The following is a 20587-nucleotide window of genomic DNA, read 5'->3' as shown; positions in this document are numbered from 1 at the left end:
CTGCCTCAGCGGCAGCGGGTCATGTCGTTGAGATAGGGCTCCAGCGCATGGCGGCGGTCGTCCGCCCACAGGCCCATCGGCCGGTCGTTCTGTAACGGACTGGTCGAATAGGCCGTCGCACGCTTCAGGAAGGCGCGACCGTCGGCCGGACAGAAGCCCTGCGCATGGGCCAGATTGAGGAAATCGGTGACCGAGCGGTAACGGGCTTCCTGTGCCTGCTCCTCGGCCCGTTCTTCCGCAGCGCGTTCACGGCGACGTTCCTCGCTGCGTTCGGAGGTCCGGCGCAGGTTATCCTCGCTCTCGGCGCGGGCGACCTCTTGCTTGTAAGCCTTGGAATCGCGGGCGAGATAGGCGGAAAGAGGCGGACTGGGCTCGCCTGAGCGCGCTGCAGCATTGCGCTGTATTTTCTCGACACCTGTTTCCGGATCGAGCCCCGCTCCAAGCGCTGCCGCACCGATCGCTGCAACGGCTTCGGGCAGGGGAACGCCCTTGTCGAAGGTTGGCACGATCGCGGCAGGCTCTGCGAGCAACAGTGTGACGAGCATGGTCGCGTCAAATCTGTCCTCGACCACGTCCCTGAGGCCGCAGGGGTAAAGGATCGTCACGCCGTCGCTTATCGCGATCTGGCGCTGGTTTTCCGCGCAGGTGAGCGCCTGCACCTCGATGTTCGGTTGCGCACGACGGGCTTCGGCGAGGGCTTGCTCCACGAGGGCTGCGGAATCCGGTCCGTCCTGGGCAGCGGCAGGAAGGGGATGCACTCCTAGTGCGAAGACTGCTGCGACCGAAAACAGGTACCGTTTGTCCAAGAATGCCTCCCACCTTGCCGGGCCCGGGCACTTTTGCCCCTGAGACCTTGCACCTGAATGAACGCGCAGTGCCTGTCGAGGATCAGATCGCGTAAATGACGAGGTACCGCGCCACCAGCAAGAGGAGCAGTATCAGGCTCCAGCGAGGAGAGCGGACGAAGATCATCGCCGCCATCAGTCCGACCAGTAACAGCGTCATGCCCGCGGCGAGCGGTGTCAGCAGGCCGGCGCGGATGCTCTCGATAGAAAGCAGGTAGAGCCATTGCACCCCGACCAGGGCGATCAGGATAGCCATGACCACACCTTTCACCCTCTGGTAATGCGTATCGAGATCGGCGAAGCGGTCGGGTTCGCTCGGGAAAACGAGCCGCGCGGCAAGGTAATAGGACGAGGCGAACATCATTACCGCAAGGAGCGAGAATGCACTGACCGTCATGAGGTCACGCACGCGCCATGCGAAGATCCAGAAGCTCAACAGGTCCAGCATCACGAAAACCGCAAGGGCCGGGGTCAACCACCCAATCTTGAAGCTCTGGCCTCCGGCGTCGCTGGCGAACTTGAGTTCCAGCGCGCGGCCCATGCCGGCCAGCAATTCGATCAGCGAAAGGCCCAGCAGCAGGGCATAAAGCAGGAAGACGAATTCGAACTCGGTCATGCGTCCGCCCCGGCAAATCTAACGAGCATTTCGTAAGGGGCCGCATCGGCGACACCGGCGACCTTGATGCCATTCCGCAGCCAGAAGGCGTGCTTCACGATTTCGGCCTGTTGTTCGATGCCATAGCGTTCCAGCTTCCATCCCGGCTTGAGGCTGTAGTCATAGCGCGCCCAGGGCATCCGCCTTGTCACGAGATACCACTGGCCGAGGGTCTGGACCTGCCAGACATGCACCATCTCGTGGATGAAAAGGCCCTGGCGCAGCACATTGGCGTGCGAGAAATCGTCGCAGTAGTTTTCCGAGCGTGGATGGAAATGCAGATGCCCGCGCGGCGCCATGGTGACGCGGCGTGGCTGGAAGGGGAACCACTTGCGCCGGCGCACGGTCACGCGGGCATAGTCTATGGCATCCCCGAACACGCTGCGGGCAAGCGCGACTTCGCCCGGGGTCAGCGCCCGCTGCCCGCCGATCTCGCAAGTCGCGGAAGCGGCGGTGTGGCTTTCGACCCCGAGCGTGTCGCGCAAGTCGTTCAGCGATCGTCCCCGGCTTCCTGGATCGGAACGTTGAAGGTCGCGGCCTTGCCGCCGGCGACGGTCAGGGTCATCGCGGTTTCACTGCCCGAGACGAGATCGGGCGAGAGATCGAACACCATGACGTGCAGGCCGCCGGGTTCGAACTTGAGCGTTTCGCCGGGCTGCACGGCCTGCGGTCCCGTCTCGCTCATTTCCATCTTGCCGTCCCATTCCATCGTGCCGTGGACTTCGGTCTTGCCGGCACCGGCGACTTCGGCCTTGCGCACGGCCACGCCGCGCTCGCCATTGTTCTTGAGGTCGAAATAGATCGCGGCAGGATTGCCGGCGACAGCAGGCAGGACCATGCGTGCATTGGCGATTTCGAGGCCGGCGGCATCATCGGTTGCGGCGGGCGCTTCGGTCTCTGCACCACCGCAGGCGGCGAGGCCCAGGCTGGTCCCGGCGAGCATCATGGCGGCAAAAACGGGTTTCATCATCGGTAATTTTCCCTCCTGTCTGAGACCGAAAAAACTAGCGGGGGACCTCCCTTGTGCCAAGCGAAACCGCACCTATATCGCCTGAGTAACACACCACCCGAACGAGCCGCCGACCGGTTCCGCCCTTCGTGGGGATCCAATCGCGCGGTGTCCAACAATGTGAAACTTATGGGGAAACCATGGCTAAAGTAATCGGTATCGACCTCGGCACCACCAACAGCTGCGTTGCCGTGATGGACGGCGGAAAGCCCAAGGTCATCGAGAATTCCGAAGGCGCGCGCACGACGCCCTCGATCGTCGCCTTCACCAAGGATGGCGAGCGCCTGATCGGCCAGCCTGCCAAGCGCCAGGCGGTCACCAATCCCGACAACACGGTTTTCGCGGTCAAGCGCCTGATCGGCCGCCGCTTCGACGACCCGGTGACCAAGAAGGACACCGAGCTGGTCCCCTATGACATCGTCAAGGGCAAGAACGGCGACGCATGGGTCAAGGCCGGCGGCGAAGACTACAGCCCCTCGCAGATCTCGGCCTTCATCCTGCAGAAGATGAAGGAAACCGCCGAAAGCTATCTCGGCGAAACCGTGACGCAGGCCGTCATTACCGTTCCGGCATACTTCAACGACGCGCAGCGCCAGGCGACCAAGGACGCCGGCCAGATCGCCGGTCTCGAAGTGCTGCGCATCATCAACGAGCCGACCGCGGCCGCGCTGGCCTATGGCCTCGAGAAGGACGATGGCAAGACGATTGCCGTCTACGACCTCGGCGGCGGCACCTTCGACGTCTCGATCCTCGAGATCGGTGACGGCGTCTTCGAAGTGAAGTCGACCAATGGCGACACATTTCTGGGCGGCGAAGACTTCGACAGCGCGATCGTCGAATGGCTGGCCGACCAGTTCAAGAAGAAGGAAAACATGGACCTGAAGAGCGACAAGCTCGCTCTGCAGCGCCTGAAGGAAGCGGCGGAAAAGGCCAAGATCGAGCTGAGCTCGGCCCAGACCACCGAAGTCAACCTGCCCTTCATCACCGCCCGCATGGAAGGTGGCTCGTCCACCCCGCTGCACCTGGTCGAAACGATCAGCCGTTCGGACCTCGAAAAGATGGTCGGCGACCTCATCCAGCGCACGCTCGAACCGTGCAAGAAGGCACTGGCCGATGCCGGCGTCACGAAGGACGAGATCGACGAAGTCATCATGGTCGGCGGGATGACCCGCATGCCCAAGGTGCGCGAAGTGGTCGAAGGCTTCTTCGGTTCCAAGCCGCACACCGGCGTGAACCCCGATGAAGTGGTGGCCATGGGTGCCGCCATCCAGGCCGGCGTCCTTCAGGGCGACGTCAAGGATGTGCTGCTGCTCGACGTGACCCCGCTGTCACTCGGCATCGAGACGCTGGGCGGCGTGTTCACCCGCATGATCGACCGCAACACCACGATCCCGACCAAGAAGACGCAGACTTACTCGACCGCTGAAGACAACCAGCAGGCCGTGACGATCCGCGTGTTTCAGGGCGAACGTGAAATGGCCGCGGACAACAAGCTGCTCGGCCAGTTCGACCTGGTCGGCATCCCGCCCGCGCCGCGCGGCGTTCCGCAGGTCGAGGTCACTTTCGACATCGACGCCAACGGCATCGTCAACGTGTCGGCCAAGGACAAGGGTACCGGCAAGGAACAGCAGATCCGCATCCAGGCCTCCGGTGGTCTCACCGACGCCGATATCGAGCAGATGGTGCAGGACGCAGAGAAGTTCGCCGACGAGGACAAGAAGCGCCGCGAAGGTGCCGAAGCCCGCAACCAGGCCGACAGCCTCGTCCACGCAACCGAAAAGCAGCTCGAAGAGCACGGCGACAAGATCGACGCTTCGCTGAAGAGCGAAGTCGAAGAAAAGGTCGCAGCGCTCAAGACCGCGCTCGAAGGCGATGATGCAGCAGACATCAATGCCAAGGCGCAGGAGCTTTCGCAGTCGGCCATGAAGATGGGCCAGTCCATCTACGAGCAGGAGCAGGCCAAAGCTTCCTCCGAAGCTCCGGCCGGCGACAGCGGCGATGCAGGCAGCGACGAAGACGTCGTCGATGCCGAATTCTCCGAAGTCGACGAAGACGCGAAGAACTGAGACTGTTGATGAAAGCCTCGTCGCCGCCGGTGCCCTTTGGCCCCGGTGGCGGCTAGGCATTTGAACCATGTCAGCGACCGATATCGACTATTACGAGCAGCTCGGGGTGAGCCGCGATGCCGACGGGGCGACGATCAAGTCCGCCTATCGCAAGCTCGCGATGAAATACCATCCCGACCGTAACCAGGGCTGCAAGGAGAACGAGGCCAAGTTCAAGGCCGTCTCCGAAGCTTACGACTGCCTCAAGGACCCGCAGAAGCGAGCGGCCTACGACCGCTTCGGCCATGCCGCCTTCACGCAAGGCATGAACGGCGGTGGCGGCGGCCATCCGGGTGCCGATTTCGGCGACATCGGCGATATCTTCGAGACCATTTTCGGCAGCGCATTCGGTGGCGGTGGCCGTGCCCAGGCACGCCGCGGCGCAGACCTGCGCTACGACATGGAAGTCACGCTGGAAGAGGCCTTCCACGGCAAGTCTTCCGAAATCGAGATCGAGGTCAGCCAGACCTGCGACACCTGCCAGGGTTCGGGCGCTACGCCGGGCACGCAGAAGCGCACCTGCAATCTGTGCGCCGGCCAGGGCAAGGTCCGCGCAAAGCAGGGCTTCTTCGTCGTCGAACGGCCCTGTCCCAACTGTCACGGTGCGGGCGAGATTATCACCAGCCCCTGCCGCGATTGCCGCGGGGAAGGGCAGGTCGACCGTCCGCAGAAGCTGCAGATCGACATTCCGCCCGGCGTCGATACCGGTACCCGCATCCGCCTGTCGGGCAAGGGCGAGGCCGGTCCGCGCGGTGCGGCCCCCGGCGACCTCTACATCTTCGTCCATGTAAAGCAGCACCCGATCTTCGTGCGCGAAGGGACCACGCTGGCGACCCGCGTGCCGATCAGCTTCACCAAGGCGGCCCTCGGCGGTTCGATCGAGATACCCGGCCTCGACGGTGAAGAACTCACGCTGGAAATCCCGGCGGGCATCCAGTCGGGCAAGCAGCTGCGCCAGCGCGGTGCAGGCATGCCGGTCCTCCAGGGACGCGGGCGCGGCGACATGGTCGTGGAAATCGCGGTCGAAACTCCGACGAAGCTGACCAAGGAACAGCGCGCGCTGCTCGAACAGTTCCGCGAACTGGAAACCGGCGACGAATGCCCGGAAAGTCGCAGCTTCTTCGACAAGCTGAAGGACGCTTTCGGCGGTTGATCCGCGCAGGCTCGACAGGTTGATTGCTCCCCTCTAGCGTCGCTGCGAAAGGGGAGACTTCATGAACAGCAAAGCCATCATTCTGGCAGGGGCAGCCGTGCTCCTTGCCTCGCCCGTTCATGCCCAGCGCGATTTCAGCCAAGTGGAAATCAAGGCGCAGCAGCTCGCGCCCGGCATCGCAGTGCTGTTCGGCGCAGGCGGCAATATCGGGGTCAGCCATGGCGAGGACGGCACCATCCTGATCGACGACCAGTTCGCCCCGCTCAGCGAGAAGATCGAGGCGGCAGTTACGGCGCTCGGTGCATCGCCCCCGGCCTTCGTCATCAACACGCACTGGCATTTCGACCATACCGGCGGGAACGAGAATTTCGGCGAGAAGGGCGCGCTCATCTTCGCGCATCACAACGTGCGCGCGCGCATGATTGAGGGAAGCTCCGGGCGCTTCGAGGTCCCGCCCGCACCCGCTGCGGCGCTACCCGTGGTGACCTATGAACAGGGCGTACGCATGCATCGCAACGGCGACACGATCGACGTAATGTTCGTCGGCGGCGGGCACACCGATGGCGACAGCGTGGTGTTCTGGAAGGAAGACAACATCGTCCACATGGGCGATCTCTATTTCAACAGCCCGGGCTATCCCTTCATCGACCTGGAATCGGGCGGCAACGTGCTCCATGCCATAACCTCGCTCGACACGGTCATCAGGGCGATCGACGACAAGACGCAGGTCATTCCGGGCCACGGCCCGATGAGCGACAAGGCGGGCCTCGTCGCCTACCGCGCGATGATCGGCGAAGCAGTCGCGCTGGTTCGCACGCTGAAGGATGGCGGTGCCAGCGTGGAAGAAGCGGTCGCTGCCAAGCCTCTGGCCGGGTTCAACCGGGGCGAGGGGTTCATCGGCCCCGATGCCTTCGTCAGCGCGATCTACCAGAGCCTCGAGGCGGAATAGGTCAGACGACCCGTTCCAGCACCTCGGCGCGAACTTCGTCGAGCAGGCTGCGCGCACATCGTCCGGAGGCATATTCCTCGTCGAGGATGGCGAGAAACGCCTTGCGCTTGAAGGCGCGCAGCAGCGGTTCGTCATGCTCGTGCTCCATGGTGGAGCATACAAGATCGATCATCCGTTCCGCTCCATGGAGGCGGCCCCACAGGTAATCGTTTTCGCGATAGGAGCGGCTGAAGAACGCGCCGAAATTGTAGAACTCGATGCCGCGCAGGGTGGCCGAGGTGCCACCGTCGCGTATGCTGCGCGCATCGTCTGGGCTGATGCGGTCCACCTTGACCGGATCGAATTCGGTCAGCCCTTCGTTGCGCAGCAGCGGCAAGGTGGCAACGTCGTAAAACGGGAAGCCGAGATAGGCGAACAGCATGCGCCGCTTGAGGTTTGCCGGCATCAGTTCGAGTGCATCGGCCAGCATGACTTCCGCCTCATCGTCTGTTTCGATCAGGTGGCGCTTGGCATCCAGCGTGTCGAGCAGCCGCCCCGGATCGGCGAGGACATGCTGCGCCACGTCCCCGAAATCGTCGCCGAGCGAGGCAACACCTTCCTTCTCGAAATAGAGCGCGAGGATCGCGTAGATCGCGTCGCGACCTTTCTCCAGCGCATCGTCCGGGATGTCGGGATCGGCCTCCCAGTCGCGGGCGAGCCGGCGAGCCAGCAAACGCAGGCGGCGGATGCGGAAACCGATGTCGTGCTCGCGGAAGAAGCCGATTGCCTCGGGCGTTGCACCGGAAGTGCCTTCCGACAATTTCACCAGGCCGCGGCGGCCCAGTTCTTCCCGCAGCACTTCCTCGACTGCAAGGGGATCGGGCAGGTGGAGCGAAGGCGCCACCTCATAAGCGAGCCGCGCAAGCCGCGTCACGATCCCGCTGAACTTGGCCTGCGCATAGGAGTGGAAGGCATACCCCGCCTGCTGCGCGGCTGCCTGCTGGGCCTTCTGCCGCCATGCCTTGAGCCGCTTTGGCGTCGGACGGTCGAGGAACAGGGTCCGTCCGAACAGGCGCTCGACCGTGGCGTCGACCTCGGGCCGGAGCGCTGCGACAATACGACCGAGCCGTTCCGCCTCCCGGCTCTGTTCCTGCAGCTGTTCGAGGTTGTCGCGGATCGGCTGTTCGCGCGGGATCGTGGATAGCGAGCCGAAGATGGCGGAGAAGAAACCGACATCGCGCGCCAGCCTTTCATCACGAGGGTTCAAGCCCTCGGGACGCGGATCGACATAGACGAAGCGGCGATCGACCTCGCGCTGGGCAGGACGGCCACGCAGCGCCGTCATCGCCCCGGCGAAAGGCTTGTTGACGAGCACCGACCCGTCAATCAGCGAGACATTCTGCGTCTCCCCGCGCATCACATGGACCGGCATGATCCGGTCGAGGAATTCCGCCTTGCCCGGCCAGTGCCTGCCGGTTTCGGCGGCTAGCAGGTCGATTTCCTTGACCCTCAGCGGAGGGAAGGCGCCGGGGAAACTCGCCGTCGCGCGGGCGGCAAAGACCAGTTCCAGCGGGTTGGCCAGATCGTGCCCGCCTTCGAGCGGGGTCTTGGCCCTCAGCGCAATGGGCAGGCGGTGCTCCGTATCCTCCACCACCGCGGGGCTGTTGAGCCGCAGCAGTTCGCGATAGCCGTGGAAGTCCGTCGTCGTAACGAAGAGGTCGAGCGGGTGGCCCGGCGGCAGGAGCGGTGCCTCGTGCGGCGCGGCCGCCATGGCGGTGAATGCACGCTCCAACAGCTTGGAAAAGCCGAGCCCCGAAAAGGGCGGCTCGAACCAGCGGCCACGGATTAGGTGCGATACCTTGCGCCGCACCTCTGCGCGGGTTTCCGGCGCGACCTGCTCGGCCAGTTCGGTACCCGGACGGCTAAGGATGAAGCTGGCGACCGGCTGCGCCCAGATCTTGCCGCCGCGCCAGCGCAGCTTGGCATCGGGATCGGTGAGGATGTCGACATCGGCGACTTCCAGCCACAGGTCGGTCAGCGGCTCCAGGCTCTGCCCCGAATGGATAGCCTGCGCGAGGAACACCGCGTTGATGCCGCCCGCACTGGCCCCGCTCATGATGTCGGGCACGACGCGCAGCCGCAGGGCGTGCTTGTCTTCGATGGCGGCCAGCAGTTCGGTGTAGACCCCGTCCACTCCTCTGCGCGGCGCTACGCCGGAATGGTAATCGCGGCTCGCACGGGCGAGGTGCCACAGCTCCCGCGTGACGCCGTGCATATAGACCGCCAGGCTGACCCCGCCGTAGCAGACGAGCGCGATCCTCAGTTCCTTCTGCCGCATCGCCATCCTTGTGCACATCATCGCATGGATTGGCAATTGCGTTCCTCAAATGTTCCGGCTAGCTCTTGTGGATGGCTAAACCCAAGAAACGCTATGTCTGTCAGGCCTGTGGCGGTGTTTCGCACCGCTGGCAGGGCCAGTGCGCCGATTGCGCGGAATGGAACACGCTGGTCGAAGATGCGCCCGCGACGGTCTTCTCGCTGAAGCACGATCTGTCGAGCGGCGGTCGCGCGGTGGAATTCGTCGACCTCGACAAACCGGGCGAAATGCCCGTTCGCCAGAAGACCGGCCTTGCCGAATTCGACCGGGCCCTTGGCGGCGGCCTCGTGCCGGGCAGCGCGATCCTGATGGGCGGCGATCCCGGCATCGGCAAATCGACACTGCTTTTGCAGGCCGCGGCAAAGGTCGCGCGGGAAGGGCACGGCGTCGTCTATGTGAGCGGCGAAGAAGCGGCCGGACAGGTACGGATGCGCGCATCGCGGCTCGGCCTGTCCGATGCACCCGTGAAACTGGCCGCGGCGACCGGCGTGCGCGACATCCTGACTACGCTTGGCACGATGGCCCCGCCCAAGTTCCTCGTGATCGATTCCATCCAGACGATGCATTCCGACACGATCGAGGGTGCGCCCGGAACGGTCAGCCAGGTGCGGGGGTGCGCGTTCGAACTGATCCGCTACGCCAAGGAGAACGGCGTGGCGCTGGTGCTCGTCGGGCACGTGACCAAGGATGGCAGTATCGCCGGCCCGCGCGTGCTCGAACACATGGTCGACGTGGTGATGAGCTTCGAAGGCGAACGCTCGCACCAGTACCGCATCCTGCGTGCGCTCAAGAACCGCTTCGGCGCAGTCGACGAAATCGGCGTCTTCTCCATGGCGAGCGAGGGGCTGGAAGAGGTCGAGAATCCCTCGATGCTGTTCCTGTCGGAACGCGACCGGCCCATGGCGGGCAGCGCGGTGTTTCCGGCGATGGAGGGAACACGGCCGGTCCTGGTAGAAATCCAGGCCCTTATCGTGCGCCTGCAATCGGGCGCTACGCCGCGCCGCGCGGTAGTCGGATGGGACAATGGCCGCCTTGCCATGCTGCTGGCCGTGCTGGAATCGCGCTGCGGGCTAAATTTCAGCTCGGCGGAAGTCTATCTCAATGTCGCGGGCGGGTATCGCCTGTCGGACCCTGCCGCCGACCTTGCCGTTGCCGCCGCCCTCGTCAGCGCGCTGGCAGACAAGCCGCTACCCGATCGCAGCGTCTGGCTGGGCGAGGTAAGTCTTGCGGGCGAAGTGCGGCCCGTCGCGCATGGCAATGTCCGCTTGCGCGAAGCTGCCAAGCTCGGCTTCGGGCGCGGTTTCGGTCCGTCCGATGCAAAGACCGGCTCGGCAGAACTCGATTACTCGGGCTTGGGACAACTCTCCAACCTCGTTGACCGGATTATAGGGACGCAATAAGCACTGCCCTCGGGTCTATGACGGGTTTTGACTTCATCGTTCTCCTGATCGTGGGAGTGGCCGCAGTGGGCGGCTTCATGCGTGGTTTCATGCAGGAAGTCCTGTCGCTCGCCGCCTGGGTCCTTGCCGCATTTGCGATCCGTTTCCTGCACACGCCGCTGACGCTCGCCATGCAGGACTTCCTGGGGCAGGGGATTGCGACCTCGGTCCTCGCCTTCGCACTGCTGCTGCTGATCCCCTATGCCGCGATGAAGGTCATCGCCAACAACGTCGGCAAGGCCTCGCGCGGTTCCGTCCTCGGCCCGATCGACCGCGTGCTCGGCTTCGGTTTCGGCGCGCTGAAGGGCGTGGTTATCGTCGTCATCGCCTTCTCGCTGCTGGTGCTCGGCTATGATAGCGTGTGGGATTATCGCGGCCGTCCGGCATGGATCACGACCGCGCGCAGCTATGAACTGGTCGACGGCGGCTCGCGTACGCTCGTCGAAGTACTCGCCGAACGCCGCGCCCGCCTGCTCGGCGAAGAACGGGCCGCGGAAGAGGTCACGGAAGAGTGAGCGCCGCAGCGGGCGGGGCACTCTATTCACCCGCTCTTCTGTCTCTCGCGGTCGAGCTGGCGCGATACCCCTACAATCCCGATGCGCCGCTGCAGGGTGAGAGCCGCTCGCGCAGCTGCGGCAGCACGCTTTCGCTTTCCGCCGACCCCGCATTCACCGCTCCCGGCCTGAAGGTAACGGCCTGTGCCGTGGGGCAGGCAGCCTGTGCGATATTCGCACGGCATTGCGGCGATGCGGGCCGCGACCGGTTGATGGCCATGCCGTCCGATATCGAGGACTGGCTTTCGGGCAACGGGCCGCTGCCGGAGTGGCCCGACTTGGAGATGCTGGTTCCGGCAAAAGAGTATCCCGGTCGCCATGGCGCGATCCTGCTGCCGTGGAGAGCGGCGGTGGACGCGCTAGGCAAGGCTGGCGACGCCCGCTAAACCGCGCTTCGCTCGAGAGAACTGGAAGGGGAGCGCAAGCATGTCCGCAGGTGAGGGGGCTCTGCAAAGGGAGCCGACCGAAAAGGAAATCCGTCTCGTCATCGCCGCCAGCAGCGCCGGCACGATTTTCGAATGGTATGATTTCTTCATCTACGGAACGCTGGCCGGCCTGATCGGCGCTGCCTTTTTCCCGAGCGACAACGAGACGCTGCAGGTCCTGCTGGTCTGGGCAGGTTTCGCCGTCGGTTTCGGTTTCCGCCCGCTTGGCGCGATCCTGTTCGGCTTCCTTGGCGACAGGCTCGGGCGCAAATATACCTTCCTCGTCACCGTAACGCTGATGGGCATCGCGACCGCGGGCGTGGGCTTGATCCCCAGCGCCGCGAGCATCGGTATTGCCGCCCCGATCATCGTCATCGGACTGCGCATCCTGCAAGGGCTGGCGCTGGGCGGTGAATATGGCGGCGCGGCGATCTACGTTGCCGAACATGCCCCGCCGGAAAAGCGCGGCTTCTACACCAGCTTCATCCAGGCAAGCGTGGTCGGCGGTTTCGTCCTGTCGATCATCGTGGTCCTCGCCTGCCGGGCGCTGATCCCGGCGGAAGATTTCGCGGCATGGGGCTGGCGTATCCCCTTCCTGCTCTCGATCATCCTGCTCGGCATCTCCTTGTGGATGCGCTTGAAGCTGTCCGAAAGCCCGGTGTTCCAGGCGATGAAGGAAGCGGGCGAGACTTCGGCCAACCCGTTCAAGGAAAGCATGACCTATCCGGGTAATCCGAAGCGCATCTTCGTCGCGCTGTTCGGCATCACGGGCATCCTGACGACGATCTGGTACACGGCGTTCTTCTCGGGCCTGTCGTTCCTGCGTGGCCCGATGCGGGTCGAGGAAGGCATCGTCGAATGGATGCTGCTGATCGCTGGCACCATCTCGATGGCGTTCTACATCATGGTCGGCAAATGGTCCGACCGCGTGGGGCGCAAGAAGCCGATCATCATCGGCGCGATTGCCTCGCTCGTGCTGCTGTTCCCCGTGTTCTGGGGGATGGGAGCGCTTGCGAACCCGGGCCTGTCGGCCAGCGCCAAGGCGGCACCGGTCACGGTCAGCGGCCTCGAGTGCGACTACGATCCTTTTGCAGAAGTGCAGGCGAGCGCCTGCGGCCGCGTGCTGCAAGACCTGACGGCGCTGGGCGTGCCCTATACGATCGACACCGGCGCGTCGGCGACGGACGAAGTGGCTGCCGAGATCGGCGTTGGCGAAACGCGCCACAGCTATGCCCCGCTGGTCGATGCAGACCGGCGCGCGACAATCCAGGGTTGGCTGGAAGAGGGCGGCTACAGTTTCGAACGGCAGTCCCCGCCGATGTCCAGCATTCTCGGCATCATCGGCCTGCTCCTGGTCTGCGGAATGCTGTCGGCCCTGACCTATGGCTCGGTCGCGGCTCAGCTGTGCGAGATGTTCCCCGCGCGCATCCGCTACAGTTCCATGTCCATCCCCTACCACATCGGCGCAGGCTACCTCGGCGGGTTCCTGCCGCTGATTGCCGGCTACATCGTGGCCATGACGGGCGATGTCTATTCGGGCCTGTGGTACACGATCGCCATTGTCGCTTTCGGCCTGGTGGTCGCGTGGTGGGGCATTCCGGACGGCCCGCCGAAGGACTTTGAAGAGGCCAATGGCTGAGCTTCCGCCGCCCACACTCCGGCTCGATATCGATCGCGAGGCGCTGGCGCACAACTGGTGCACGCTCGACCGGTTGAGCGGGGCCGCGCGTGCCGGGGCGGCAGTTAAGGCAAATTGCTACGGCCTGGGCGTCGAACACTGTGTGCCGGTCCTGCGCGATGCGGGTTGCCGCGACTTCTTCGTAGCACACTGGTCCGAAGTTCCTGCGGTCATCGCTCACGTGCCGCCCGAACAGGTTGCCGTGCTGCACGGCCCCCAGAGCGCCGCCGATGCGGCCTTCGCAAGGCAAACGGGCGTGAGGCCGGTGATCGATTCCCTCAGGCAGGCGAGGCTGTGGAGCGAGAGCGGCGGCGGTGCCTGCCATCTCATGGTGGACACGGGCATCAACCGGCTCGGCATCAGCGCTGCCGAGGCTGCCGACCCGGTGATCCGTTCGTTGCAGGTCGAGGTCCTCATGAGCCATCTCGCCTGCGCGGACGAGGACAGCCCGATGAACGCGGCCCAGCGCGACCGGTTCGACGCCGTGGCGCAGCGGATCCCGCACAAGGCGAAGAGCCTTGCCAACAGCGCCGGCATTGCCCTTGGGACGGACTATCATTTCGACCTGACCCGCCCGGGCCTCTCGCTCTATGGCGGGGTCCCGCGCGAGGAGCTTGCAGGCCAGATCAGGCAGGTCGCCACTCCGCGAGCAGCGATCATCCAGTCCCGGACGATCGAAGCAGGCGAGACGGTGGGCTACAACGCCACCTTCACGGCGCAAGCCACAATGCGCACCGGCGTCGTTTCGCTCGGCTATGCCGACGGCATATTGCGCGCATGGGGCGGGGCGGCGTTCGAACACGAGGGACGCAGGCTCCCCATCCTCGGCAAGGTGTCGATGGACATGATCGTCATCGACCTCGGCACAGCTCCCGAAATCGGGGAGGGTGACTGGGTCGAACTGCCCTACTATCTGCCCGATGCTGCGCAGCAAACCGCTGTTTCCCAATACGAACTGCTGACCATTCTGGGACACCGCTTCGCCCGATGAATCTCGCGTGTTGCGCTGCACATTGTGCGGCTGCTAAGCAGGGCTGCACTGCACAATAGATTGGGGGAAGCAATCCATGGCAAAGCGGACCGCCGAAGGCGAACCGATCACGATCAAAAAGTACGCCAACCGTCGGCTCTACAACACAGACACGTCCAGCTACATCACGCTCGACGACCTGGCGAAGATGGTCCGCGAGAATGTCGACTTCCAGGTGCTCGACGCCAAGAGCGGCGACGACATCACCCATACGATCCTGACCCAGATCATCGTGGAAGAGGAAAGCCACGGATCGCAGCAGATGCTGCCGGTCAGCTTCCTGCGCGACCTCATTTCGATGTACGGCAATTCGATGCAGTCGATGATGCCGAGCTATCTCGAAGCCAGCATGGCGAATTTCCGCAAGAACCGCGAACAGCTGCAAGCCGCCTTCGCCAAGGGTATCGAGGCCAATCCGCTCGCCAAGATGGCGGAAGCGAACTTCAAGATGATGCAGAACGCCGCCGAGGCGCTGATCCCGGGGGCGCGCAAGTCTCCGGCCAAGCCCGACCAGGCCGACGAACTGGCCGAGATGCGCAAGCAGATGGCCGCCATGCAGAAGAAGCTGGACGAACTCGGCAAATAATTGCATCGGCCCGCGCGCCGACACCCACCCAGATACAGGAATTGCCCCGTGGCCCAGATCCGCCATGCCTTGAACACCAAGCGCGCCGACGACTTCGCCGCCTGGTACCAGGAAGTCATCTCCGCCGCCGAAATGGCCGAGGAATCGGGGGTGCGCGGCTGCATGGTCATCCGGCCGTGGGGCTACGGCATTTGGGAACGCATGCAGCGCCTGCTGGATGACCGCATCAAGGCGACGGGCCATTCCAACGCCTATTTCCCGATCTTCATTCCGCTGTCGAATTTCGAGCGCGAGGCAGAACACGTCGAAGGTTTCGCCAAGGAGATGGCGGTCGTCACGCACCACCGCCTGATTGCCGGGCCGGAAGGTGGGCTGATCCCCGATCCCGAAGCGAAGCTGGAAGAGCCGCTGGTCGTTCGCCCGACTTCGGAAACGATCATCGGCGATGCCATGGCGCGCTGGGTGCAGAGCTGGCGCGACCTGCCGCTGAAGCTCAACCAGTGGGCCAACGTCGTGCGCTGGGAAATGCGCACCCGCATGTTCCTGCGCACCAGCGAATTCCTCTGGCAGGAAGGCCACACCGCTCATGCCGACGAGGCCGAGGCGCGCGAACACACGCTGACCATGCTCGAAGTCTACCGCGCCTTTGCGGAAGAAGACCTGTCGCTGCCCGTCATCGCCGGCGAAAAGCCCGAGAACGAGCGTTTCCCGGGCGCGGTCGAGACCTGGTCGATCGAGGCCATGATGCAGGACGGCAAGGCGCTGCAGGCTGGCACCAGCCACTATCTCGGCACCAACTTCGCTCATGCCAGCGGCATCAAGTACCAGAACAAGGAAGGCGGCGAGAGCCTGTGCCACACCACCAGCTGGGGCGTTTCGACCCGCATGGTGGGCGGCGTCATCATGACGCATGGCGATGATGACGGCCTGCGCCTGCCGCCCAAGATCGCGCCGCAACAGGTCGTTATCCTGCCCATGCTGCGCGACAAGCCCGAAGACGATGCGCTCGTGGAATACTGCGAAGCGCTGCGCGCAACGCTCGCCGCCCAGTTCGCCGTTGGTGAGCCGGTGCGCGTGCTGCTCGACACCCGTCCGGGCAAGGCTGCCGCCAAGCGCTGGGACTGGGTGCGCAAGGGTGCTCCGATCATCGTCGAAGTCGGTGGCCGCGACATGGAAAACGGCGTCGTCAGCCTGTTGCGCCGCGACCGGTTGTGGGACGAAGCGACCGGCAAGCCCGATTTCCAGACCCCGACGCGCGAAGAAGCAGGGCAAACCATCCCCGCCATTCTTGCCGATATGCAGGAGGCGATTTTCTCCGAAGCGCAGGAGCGCCGCGAGGCGAACATCACGCGCGGCGTGACCGATTTCGCCGAGGTCGAGAAGTTCTTCGCCGCGTCCCGCTATCCGGGATGGGTCGAGGTCCAGTGGTCGAAGCCCACCGGCGCGGAACTGGAACAGGTCGTCGAACGCCTCAAGGCGCTCAAGCTGACCATGCGCAATGTCCCGATCGGTTCGGGCCCCGCAGACGGCGCGTGTATCTTCACCGGCAAGCCGGCTGTGGAGCGCGTGCTGCTCGCCAAGGCATACTAGCTTGATCTGAGCGCGCTTCTGCGGAAGACAGGCGGGCATGAAAAAGCTCGCCCTTCTCGCCGCACTCGTTGCCTCCCCGATTGCTGCACAGGACACCGATCCTGCTGCCGATGTCTCCGAAGCGCGCCTTCGTGCCGATATCGACACGCTGGTCGGTTTCGGGACGCGCCACACCTTGTCCGAACAGGACAATCCCAAGCGCGGCATCGGCGCTGCCGTGGATTGGGGCCTTGCCGAATTCCGCCGGATCGGCGCTGCCTGCGGCGATTGCCTCGAAGTCGTGGCGCCTGAAACCGTGGTCGAGGGCCGCCGCATTCCGCAGCCCACGCGCCTGCGCAATGCAGTCGCCATCCAGCGCGGGACCGAACGGCCCAACGAGGTCGTGATCGTCCAGGGCCATATCGACAGCCGCGGTTCCGATCCGCTCGACTGGAAGGTCGATGCGCCGGGCGCGAACGACGACGGGTCGGGTACCGTGCTCGTCCTTGAGGCGGCGCGGCAGCTGTCGCAGCGCAGCTATCCCGTCACCATCGTCTATGCGCTGCTCTCGGGCGAAGAACAGGGCCTCTACGGCGGTCGCCTGATGGCGGATTATGCCGCAGAGCAAGGCTGGGACGTGAAGGCGGTGCTCAACAACGATATCGTCGGCGGGTCCTGCGGCAGTGACGGATATTGCGACGACGAGCACGTGCGCGTGTTCTCCGAAGGCCCGCGTGCCGACCTGACCGAGGAGCTGCGCGCTGCCCAGCGGCGTGAAGGCGGCGAGAACGATACGCCGAGCCGCAACCTTTCCCGCTGGCTCGATGGCCTTGCCGACAAGGCCGAAGGCGGCCTCGACGTGCGCCAGATCTGGCGGACCGACCGCATGGGGCGGGGCGGCGACCAGATCCCCTTCCTCGAAAAGGGCTATCCCGCCGTGCGCATCACCGTCGCGGTCGAGGATTACGAGCACCAGCACCAGGACCTGCGCACCGAGGATGGCACGGTCTACGGCGACACGCCCGACGAGATGGATTTTCCCTATCTCGCCAAGGTGACGCAGTTCAACATCCGTGCGCTCGACAAGTTGGCGAGCACCCCCAAGCCGCCGGTCGTGACTGCCAATGCTGCGGTCCGCACCGACACGCTGATCGAATGGCAGGGCGTAAAGGGCGCGAGCTACTACCTCGTCGGCAAGCGCCGGACAGACGAGCCCGCATGGCGCGAGGACCAGGTTGCGATCATGTCTTTCGAAACCCCTGTCGGGGAAGGCACGTCCATGGAAGGCCGCAAGCTCAGCCATGTCGAGCCGGTGCGCGGCGACGACTGGATCTTCGGCGTGGCCGCCTGCTCTTCCGGCGGAGCCTGCAGCCCCTTCGCCAGCGCCGTGCCCGCCGGACAATTCGCACCAATTGCTGCGGCAGAGGGTGAAACCGAGTAAGCGCGTCCCCATATGGCGCGCATGAAAAAACATAACAGGACAGGGCGCCCGCAGGGGCTGCCCTCCAAGACTCAGATACTCGAATTCATCCAGGGCTCGCCGACACCGGCGGGGAAGCGCGAAATCGCCAAGGCATTCGGCCTCAAGGGCCAGGAAAAGATCGCGCTGAAAAAGCGTCTCAAGGACATGGCCGAAGAAGGCCTGATCGACGGCAAGCGCACCGCCTATCACCGCATGGGCGGTGTGCCGAAGGTCACCGTGCTCAAGGTCGTCGAGATCGAGGACGGCGCGCCCGTCGCCGTGCCCGAGAACTGGGAGACCGACGGCGGCCAGAAACCGCCGCGCCTCGTGGTCAAGGAAAGCAAGAAGCTTGCCGCATTGAAGCGCGGCGACCGTTTCCTTGCGCGAACGGAAGAGACAGAGCGCGGCTGGATCGCCCATCCGATGAAGAAGCTCCCGGCCCGCACCGAAGGGCTAATGGGCGTGGTCGAGATGGACGGCGGCGGCAAGCCGTGGCTCGCCCCGGTCGACAAGCGCGTGCGTGAAAGCGCGCCCATCGGCGACCTTGGCGAAGCGAAGGAAGGCGAGCTCGTCCTTGCCGAGCGCATGGGCAAGAGCCCTCGCGCCAAGGTTAAGGTGATCGAGGTCATCGGAGACCCGCTGGCGCCTAAGAGCTTCAGCCTCATCGCCATTGCCAAGCACGGCATCCCGCACATCTTCCCCGATGGCGCGCTGGAAGAGGCGAACGCCGTCTCCGACCTGCCGCTGAGCGTGGAGCAGCGCGAGGACCTTCGCGACGTGCCGATCGTCGCCATCGACCCCGCAGACGCGCGCGACCACGATGACGCCATCTGGGCGGAACCCGACGACAAGGGCGGCTACCGCGCCATCGTCGCTATTGCCGATGTCAGCTTCTATGTCCGCCCCGGCGGCGCGCTCGACCGCGAGGCGAGGAAGCGCGGCAACTCGGTCTACTTCCCCGACCGCGTTGTGCCGATGCTCCCCGAAATCCTCAGCGCCAACGTCTGTTCGCTGGTCGAGGGCGAGGACCGCGCGGCGATGGCCTGCCACATGCGCATCGACAAGGACGGCAAGGTCACCGATTGGCGCTTTACCCGCGCCATCGTCCGCATTTCGGGCAACATCGCCTACGAGGACGCGCAGAAGGCGATCGACGATGGCAGCGCCGACGATGTGCTGAAGAACCTGTGGGGCGCGTGGAAATTGCTCCACCGGGCACGCGTGGCACGCGACCCGCTCGACCTCGAACTGCCCGAGCGGCAGGTGCGCCTCAACGATGCCGGCCAGATCGAGGAAATCGCCGTGCGCGAACGGCTCGATGCGCACCGCGTGGTGGAAGACTTCATGATCGCCGCGAACGTGGCTGCGGCCAAGGCGCTGGAAGCGAAGAAGGCGCCTGTCGTCTACCGCATCCACGAAACCCCGAGCCGCGAGAAGCTGACCGCGTTCAAGGACTACCTTGCCACGCAGGGCCGGAGTTTCGCGCTGGGTCAGGTGATCACGCCCGGCCTGTTCAACCGCATGCTCAAGGACATTGCCGATCCGGCCGAAAAGGCGCTTATCATGGAGGCCGTCTTGCGCAGCCAGACGCAGGCTTATTACGGGCCGGCCAATGCGGGCCACTTCGGCTTGGCGCTGGGCAGCTATGCGCATTTCACCTCGCCCATCCGCCGCTATGCCGACCTGCTGGTCCACCGCGCGCTGGTCGATGCCTACAAGCTGGAACAGCCGCGCCCCGAGAACCACGACATCCCGGAAAGCTCCGGCCTGTCGGATCGCGACCGGACTGCGCTGAGCCAGATCACCGATGCGATCAGCCAGACCGAGCGCCGTGCGATGGAGGCAGAGCGCGATACCATCGACCGCTATGTTGCGGCATGGCTGTCAGGCCGCGTGGGCGAGGTATTCGACACCCGCATCACCGGCGTGCAGGGCTTCGGCTTCTTCGCCACGATCGAAAAGCTGGGCGGCGACGGGCTCGTGCCCGTTTCAACGCTTGGCCGCGAATATTTCAGCTATGACGAAGCCGCGCAGAAGCTGACCGGCGAAAGCTCGGGCACGACCTATGCCGTGGGCGACAGGCTGAAGCTCAAGCTGGCGGAGGCTAACGCGCTGACCGGCGCGCTCAAGTTCGAAGTGCCCGACAGCGACGGTGCGCCGATCGAACGGCGCGGCGAACGTCCTGCGCCCAAGAAGAAGCCGTTCGTGAAGGGGCAGGGTGCCCCGCGCCAGAAGCATTCGCAGGGCCAGCGCGGGCGGCCCAATAACATCCGCCACCAGGGGCGCGGCAAGAAGCGCTAACCCAGCGCGTCGATCTGTTCGCGCGTCAGCGATCCGGGCACGATATAGAGCGGGCAGGGCAGTTCGCTCGCCCGGGCGGAGAAATGCTGTACCAGCGGATCCTTGCCGCCGGCCTTGGCCGTGCCGAGGACGAGTGCGGCAACTTCGCCGTGTTCTTCGAGGTACTTGTTGATAACATCGGCAGGCGCACCGGGCCGCACGGCGATGACCGGCATCTTGCCCATTTCCGCGAAGATGTTGCCGGCGGCATTGTTGGCCATGACCTCGGCACGTTCGCGCGCTTCCTGCTCGATCGTCGCCTGCACGCCTCCGAAAGCGTTAAAGGTCTGCTGCGGCACGAGGGCGAGGATATGCACCGAACCGCCCGTCTGCTGCGCCCGCAGCGAGGCAAAGCGCAGCGCCCGCTGTGCTTCCTCCGTCTCGTCCATCACCACCAGATAAACGCGCATGCCCCGGCTCCCCTCTCGCACG

The 20587-nt window shown here is 64.7% G+C and carries 18 protein-coding genes; 12 read left to right on the top strand and 6 right to left on the bottom strand.

Annotated elements, in window-relative coordinates; translation table 11 throughout:
* Positions 1-5: 5 nt before the first annotated feature.
* The 4 genes from LCL94_RS00145 to LCL94_RS00130 all read right to left on the bottom strand — a co-directional run bounded on the left by LCL94_RS00145 (position 6) and on the right by LCL94_RS00130 (position 2470).
* Entirely contained in the window at positions 6-806 is an 801-nt protein-coding gene (locus tag LCL94_RS00145; protein WP_224830480.1) for a hypothetical protein, read from the bottom strand.
* An 82-nt stretch (positions 807-888) separates the two neighbouring features.
* Positions 889-1461: a hypothetical protein gene (locus tag LCL94_RS00140; protein ID WP_224830479.1), complete on the bottom strand. Its 573-nt coding sequence runs from the start codon at positions 1459-1461 to the stop codon at positions 889-891.
* The gene (locus LCL94_RS00135; protein WP_224830519.1) at positions 1458-1931 is read right to left on the bottom strand and encodes a vgr related protein; all 474 of its coding nucleotides are present in this window, start codon (positions 1929-1931) and stop codon (positions 1458-1460) included. The genes LCL94_RS00140 and LCL94_RS00135 overlap by 4 nt, the downstream gene beginning before the upstream one ends.
* A gap of 59 nt (positions 1932-1990) precedes the next feature.
* Positions 1991-2470 carry a copper chaperone PCu(A)C gene (locus tag LCL94_RS00130; protein ID WP_224830478.1) on the bottom strand — a complete coding sequence of 160 codons (480 nt, stop codon included), beginning with the start codon at positions 2468-2470 and terminating at the stop codon, positions 1991-1993.
* A 179-nt stretch (positions 2471-2649) separates the two neighbouring features.
* Here LCL94_RS00130 and dnaK point away from each other — a divergent pair, with 179 nt between their 5' ends.
* The 3 genes from dnaK to LCL94_RS00115 all read left to right on the top strand — a co-directional run bounded on the left by dnaK (position 2650) and on the right by LCL94_RS00115 (position 6716).
* Positions 2650-4575, top strand: a complete 1926-nt coding sequence (dnaK, locus tag LCL94_RS00125; protein WP_224830477.1) for a molecular chaperone DnaK — start codon at positions 2650-2652, stop codon at positions 4573-4575.
* A 67-nt stretch (positions 4576-4642) separates the two neighbouring features.
* Positions 4643-5767: a molecular chaperone DnaJ gene (gene dnaJ / locus LCL94_RS00120; protein WP_160607123.1), complete on the top strand. Its 1125-nt coding sequence runs from the start codon at positions 4643-4645 to the stop codon at positions 5765-5767.
* 61 nt (positions 5768-5828) lie between these two features.
* Positions 5829-6716, top strand: a complete 888-nt coding sequence (locus LCL94_RS00115; protein ID WP_224830476.1) for an MBL fold metallo-hydrolase — start codon at positions 5829-5831, stop codon at positions 6714-6716.
* Position 6717: 1 nt separating this feature from the next.
* Here LCL94_RS00115 and LCL94_RS00110 read toward each other — a convergent pair whose 3' ends face one another.
* Positions 6718-9033 (bottom strand): patatin-like protein, encoded by a 2316-nt coding sequence (locus LCL94_RS00110; RefSeq protein WP_224830475.1) that lies wholly within the window; start codon positions 9031-9033, stop codon positions 6718-6720.
* 71 nt (positions 9034-9104) lie between these two features.
* Between LCL94_RS00110 and radA the strand changes: the two genes are divergently transcribed.
* The 9 genes from radA (at position 9105) to rnr (ending at position 20116) form a co-directional block, all read left to right on the top strand.
* Positions 9105-10472 (top strand): DNA repair protein RadA, encoded by a 1368-nt coding sequence (radA, locus tag LCL94_RS00105; RefSeq protein WP_224830474.1) that lies wholly within the window; start codon positions 9105-9107, stop codon positions 10470-10472.
* Between the two features lie 17 nt (positions 10473-10489).
* Entirely contained in the window at positions 10490-11026 is a 537-nt protein-coding gene (locus LCL94_RS00100; RefSeq protein ID WP_224830473.1) for a CvpA family protein, read from the top strand.
* Entirely contained in the window at positions 11023-11451 is a 429-nt protein-coding gene (locus LCL94_RS00095) for an iron-sulfur cluster assembly scaffold protein (RefSeq protein ID WP_224830472.1), read from the top strand. The genes LCL94_RS00100 and LCL94_RS00095 overlap by 4 nt, the downstream gene beginning before the upstream one ends.
* Positions 11452-11491: 40 nt before the next feature.
* The gene (locus tag LCL94_RS00090; protein ID WP_224830471.1) at positions 11492-13129 is read left to right on the top strand and encodes an MFS transporter; all 1638 of its coding nucleotides are present in this window, start codon (positions 11492-11494) and stop codon (positions 13127-13129) included.
* Positions 13122-14159 (top strand): alanine racemase, encoded by a 1038-nt coding sequence (gene alr, locus LCL94_RS00085; protein WP_224830470.1) that lies wholly within the window; start codon positions 13122-13124, stop codon positions 14157-14159. The genes LCL94_RS00090 and alr overlap by 8 nt, the downstream gene beginning before the upstream one ends.
* Positions 14160-14235: 76 nt before the next feature.
* Positions 14236-14784, top strand: a complete 549-nt coding sequence (phaR, locus tag LCL94_RS00080; protein ID WP_222553322.1) for a polyhydroxyalkanoate synthesis repressor PhaR — start codon at positions 14236-14238, stop codon at positions 14782-14784.
* Positions 14785-14832: 48 nt separating this feature from the next.
* Positions 14833-16374, top strand: coding sequence for a proline--tRNA ligase (gene proS / locus LCL94_RS00075; RefSeq protein ID WP_224830469.1), 1542 nt, complete (start codon positions 14833-14835; stop codon positions 16372-16374).
* Positions 16375-16411: 37 nt separating this feature from the next.
* Entirely contained in the window at positions 16412-17794 is a 1383-nt protein-coding gene (locus LCL94_RS00070) for a M20/M25/M40 family metallo-hydrolase (RefSeq protein WP_224830468.1), read from the top strand.
* 12 nt (positions 17795-17806) lie between these two features.
* A complete protein-coding gene (gene rnr, locus LCL94_RS00065) occupies positions 17807-20116 on the top strand; it encodes a ribonuclease R (protein WP_224830467.1) in 2310 nt (769 codons plus the stop codon).
* On the opposite strand, the gene LCL94_RS00060 is transcribed toward rnr, so the two are convergent.
* A complete protein-coding gene (locus LCL94_RS00060; protein WP_160607111.1) occupies positions 20113-20565 on the bottom strand; it encodes a universal stress protein in 453 nt (150 codons plus the stop codon). The genes rnr and LCL94_RS00060 overlap by 4 nt on opposite strands.
* Positions 20566-20587 lie beyond the last annotated feature (22 nt).

Source organism: Qipengyuania gaetbuli, assembly GCF_020171365.1.
Classification (GTDB): domain Bacteria; phylum Pseudomonadota; class Alphaproteobacteria; order Sphingomonadales; family Sphingomonadaceae; genus Qipengyuania; species Qipengyuania gaetbuli_B.
The sequence above is the reverse complement of the archived record's forward strand: the minus strand, read 5'-3'. Positions and strand labels throughout refer to the sequence as shown.

Excerpts from the sequence above, each read along its gene's own strand:
- LCL94_RS00140 (WP_224830479.1), bottom strand. The coding sequence starts at position 1,461 with ATGACCGAGTTCGAATTCGTCTTCCTGCTTTATGCCCTGCTGCTGGGC.
- LCL94_RS00130 (WP_224830478.1), bottom strand. The coding sequence starts at position 2,470 with ATGATGAAACCCGTTTTTGCCGCCATGATGCTCGCCGGGACCAGCCTG.
- dnaK (WP_224830477.1), top strand. The coding sequence starts at position 2,650 with ATGGCTAAAGTAATCGGTATCGACCTCGGCACCACCAACAGCTGCGTT.
- dnaJ (WP_160607123.1), top strand. The coding sequence starts at position 4,643 with ATGTCAGCGACCGATATCGACTATTACGAGCAGCTCGGGGTGAGCCGC.
- LCL94_RS00115 (WP_224830476.1), top strand. The coding sequence starts at position 5,829 with ATGAACAGCAAAGCCATCATTCTGGCAGGGGCAGCCGTGCTCCTTGCC.
- LCL94_RS00110 (WP_224830475.1), bottom strand. The coding sequence starts at position 9,033 with ATGCGGCAGAAGGAACTGAGGATCGCGCTCGTCTGCTACGGCGGGGTC.
- radA (WP_224830474.1), top strand. The coding sequence starts at position 9,105 with ATGGCTAAACCCAAGAAACGCTATGTCTGTCAGGCCTGTGGCGGTGTT.
- LCL94_RS00100 (WP_224830473.1), top strand. The coding sequence starts at position 10,490 with ATGACGGGTTTTGACTTCATCGTTCTCCTGATCGTGGGAGTGGCCGCA.
- LCL94_RS00090 (WP_224830471.1), top strand. The coding sequence starts at position 11,492 with ATGTCCGCAGGTGAGGGGGCTCTGCAAAGGGAGCCGACCGAAAAGGAA.
- alr (WP_224830470.1), top strand. The coding sequence starts at position 13,122 with ATGGCTGAGCTTCCGCCGCCCACACTCCGGCTCGATATCGATCGCGAG.
- phaR (WP_222553322.1), top strand. The coding sequence starts at position 14,236 with ATGGCAAAGCGGACCGCCGAAGGCGAACCGATCACGATCAAAAAGTAC.
- LCL94_RS00070 (WP_224830468.1), top strand. The coding sequence starts at position 16,412 with ATGAAAAAGCTCGCCCTTCTCGCCGCACTCGTTGCCTCCCCGATTGCT.
- rnr (WP_224830467.1), top strand. The coding sequence starts at position 17,807 with ATGGCGCGCATGAAAAAACATAACAGGACAGGGCGCCCGCAGGGGCTG.
- LCL94_RS00060 (WP_160607111.1), bottom strand. The coding sequence starts at position 20,565 with ATGCGCGTTTATCTGGTGGTGATGGACGAGACGGAGGAAGCACAGCGG.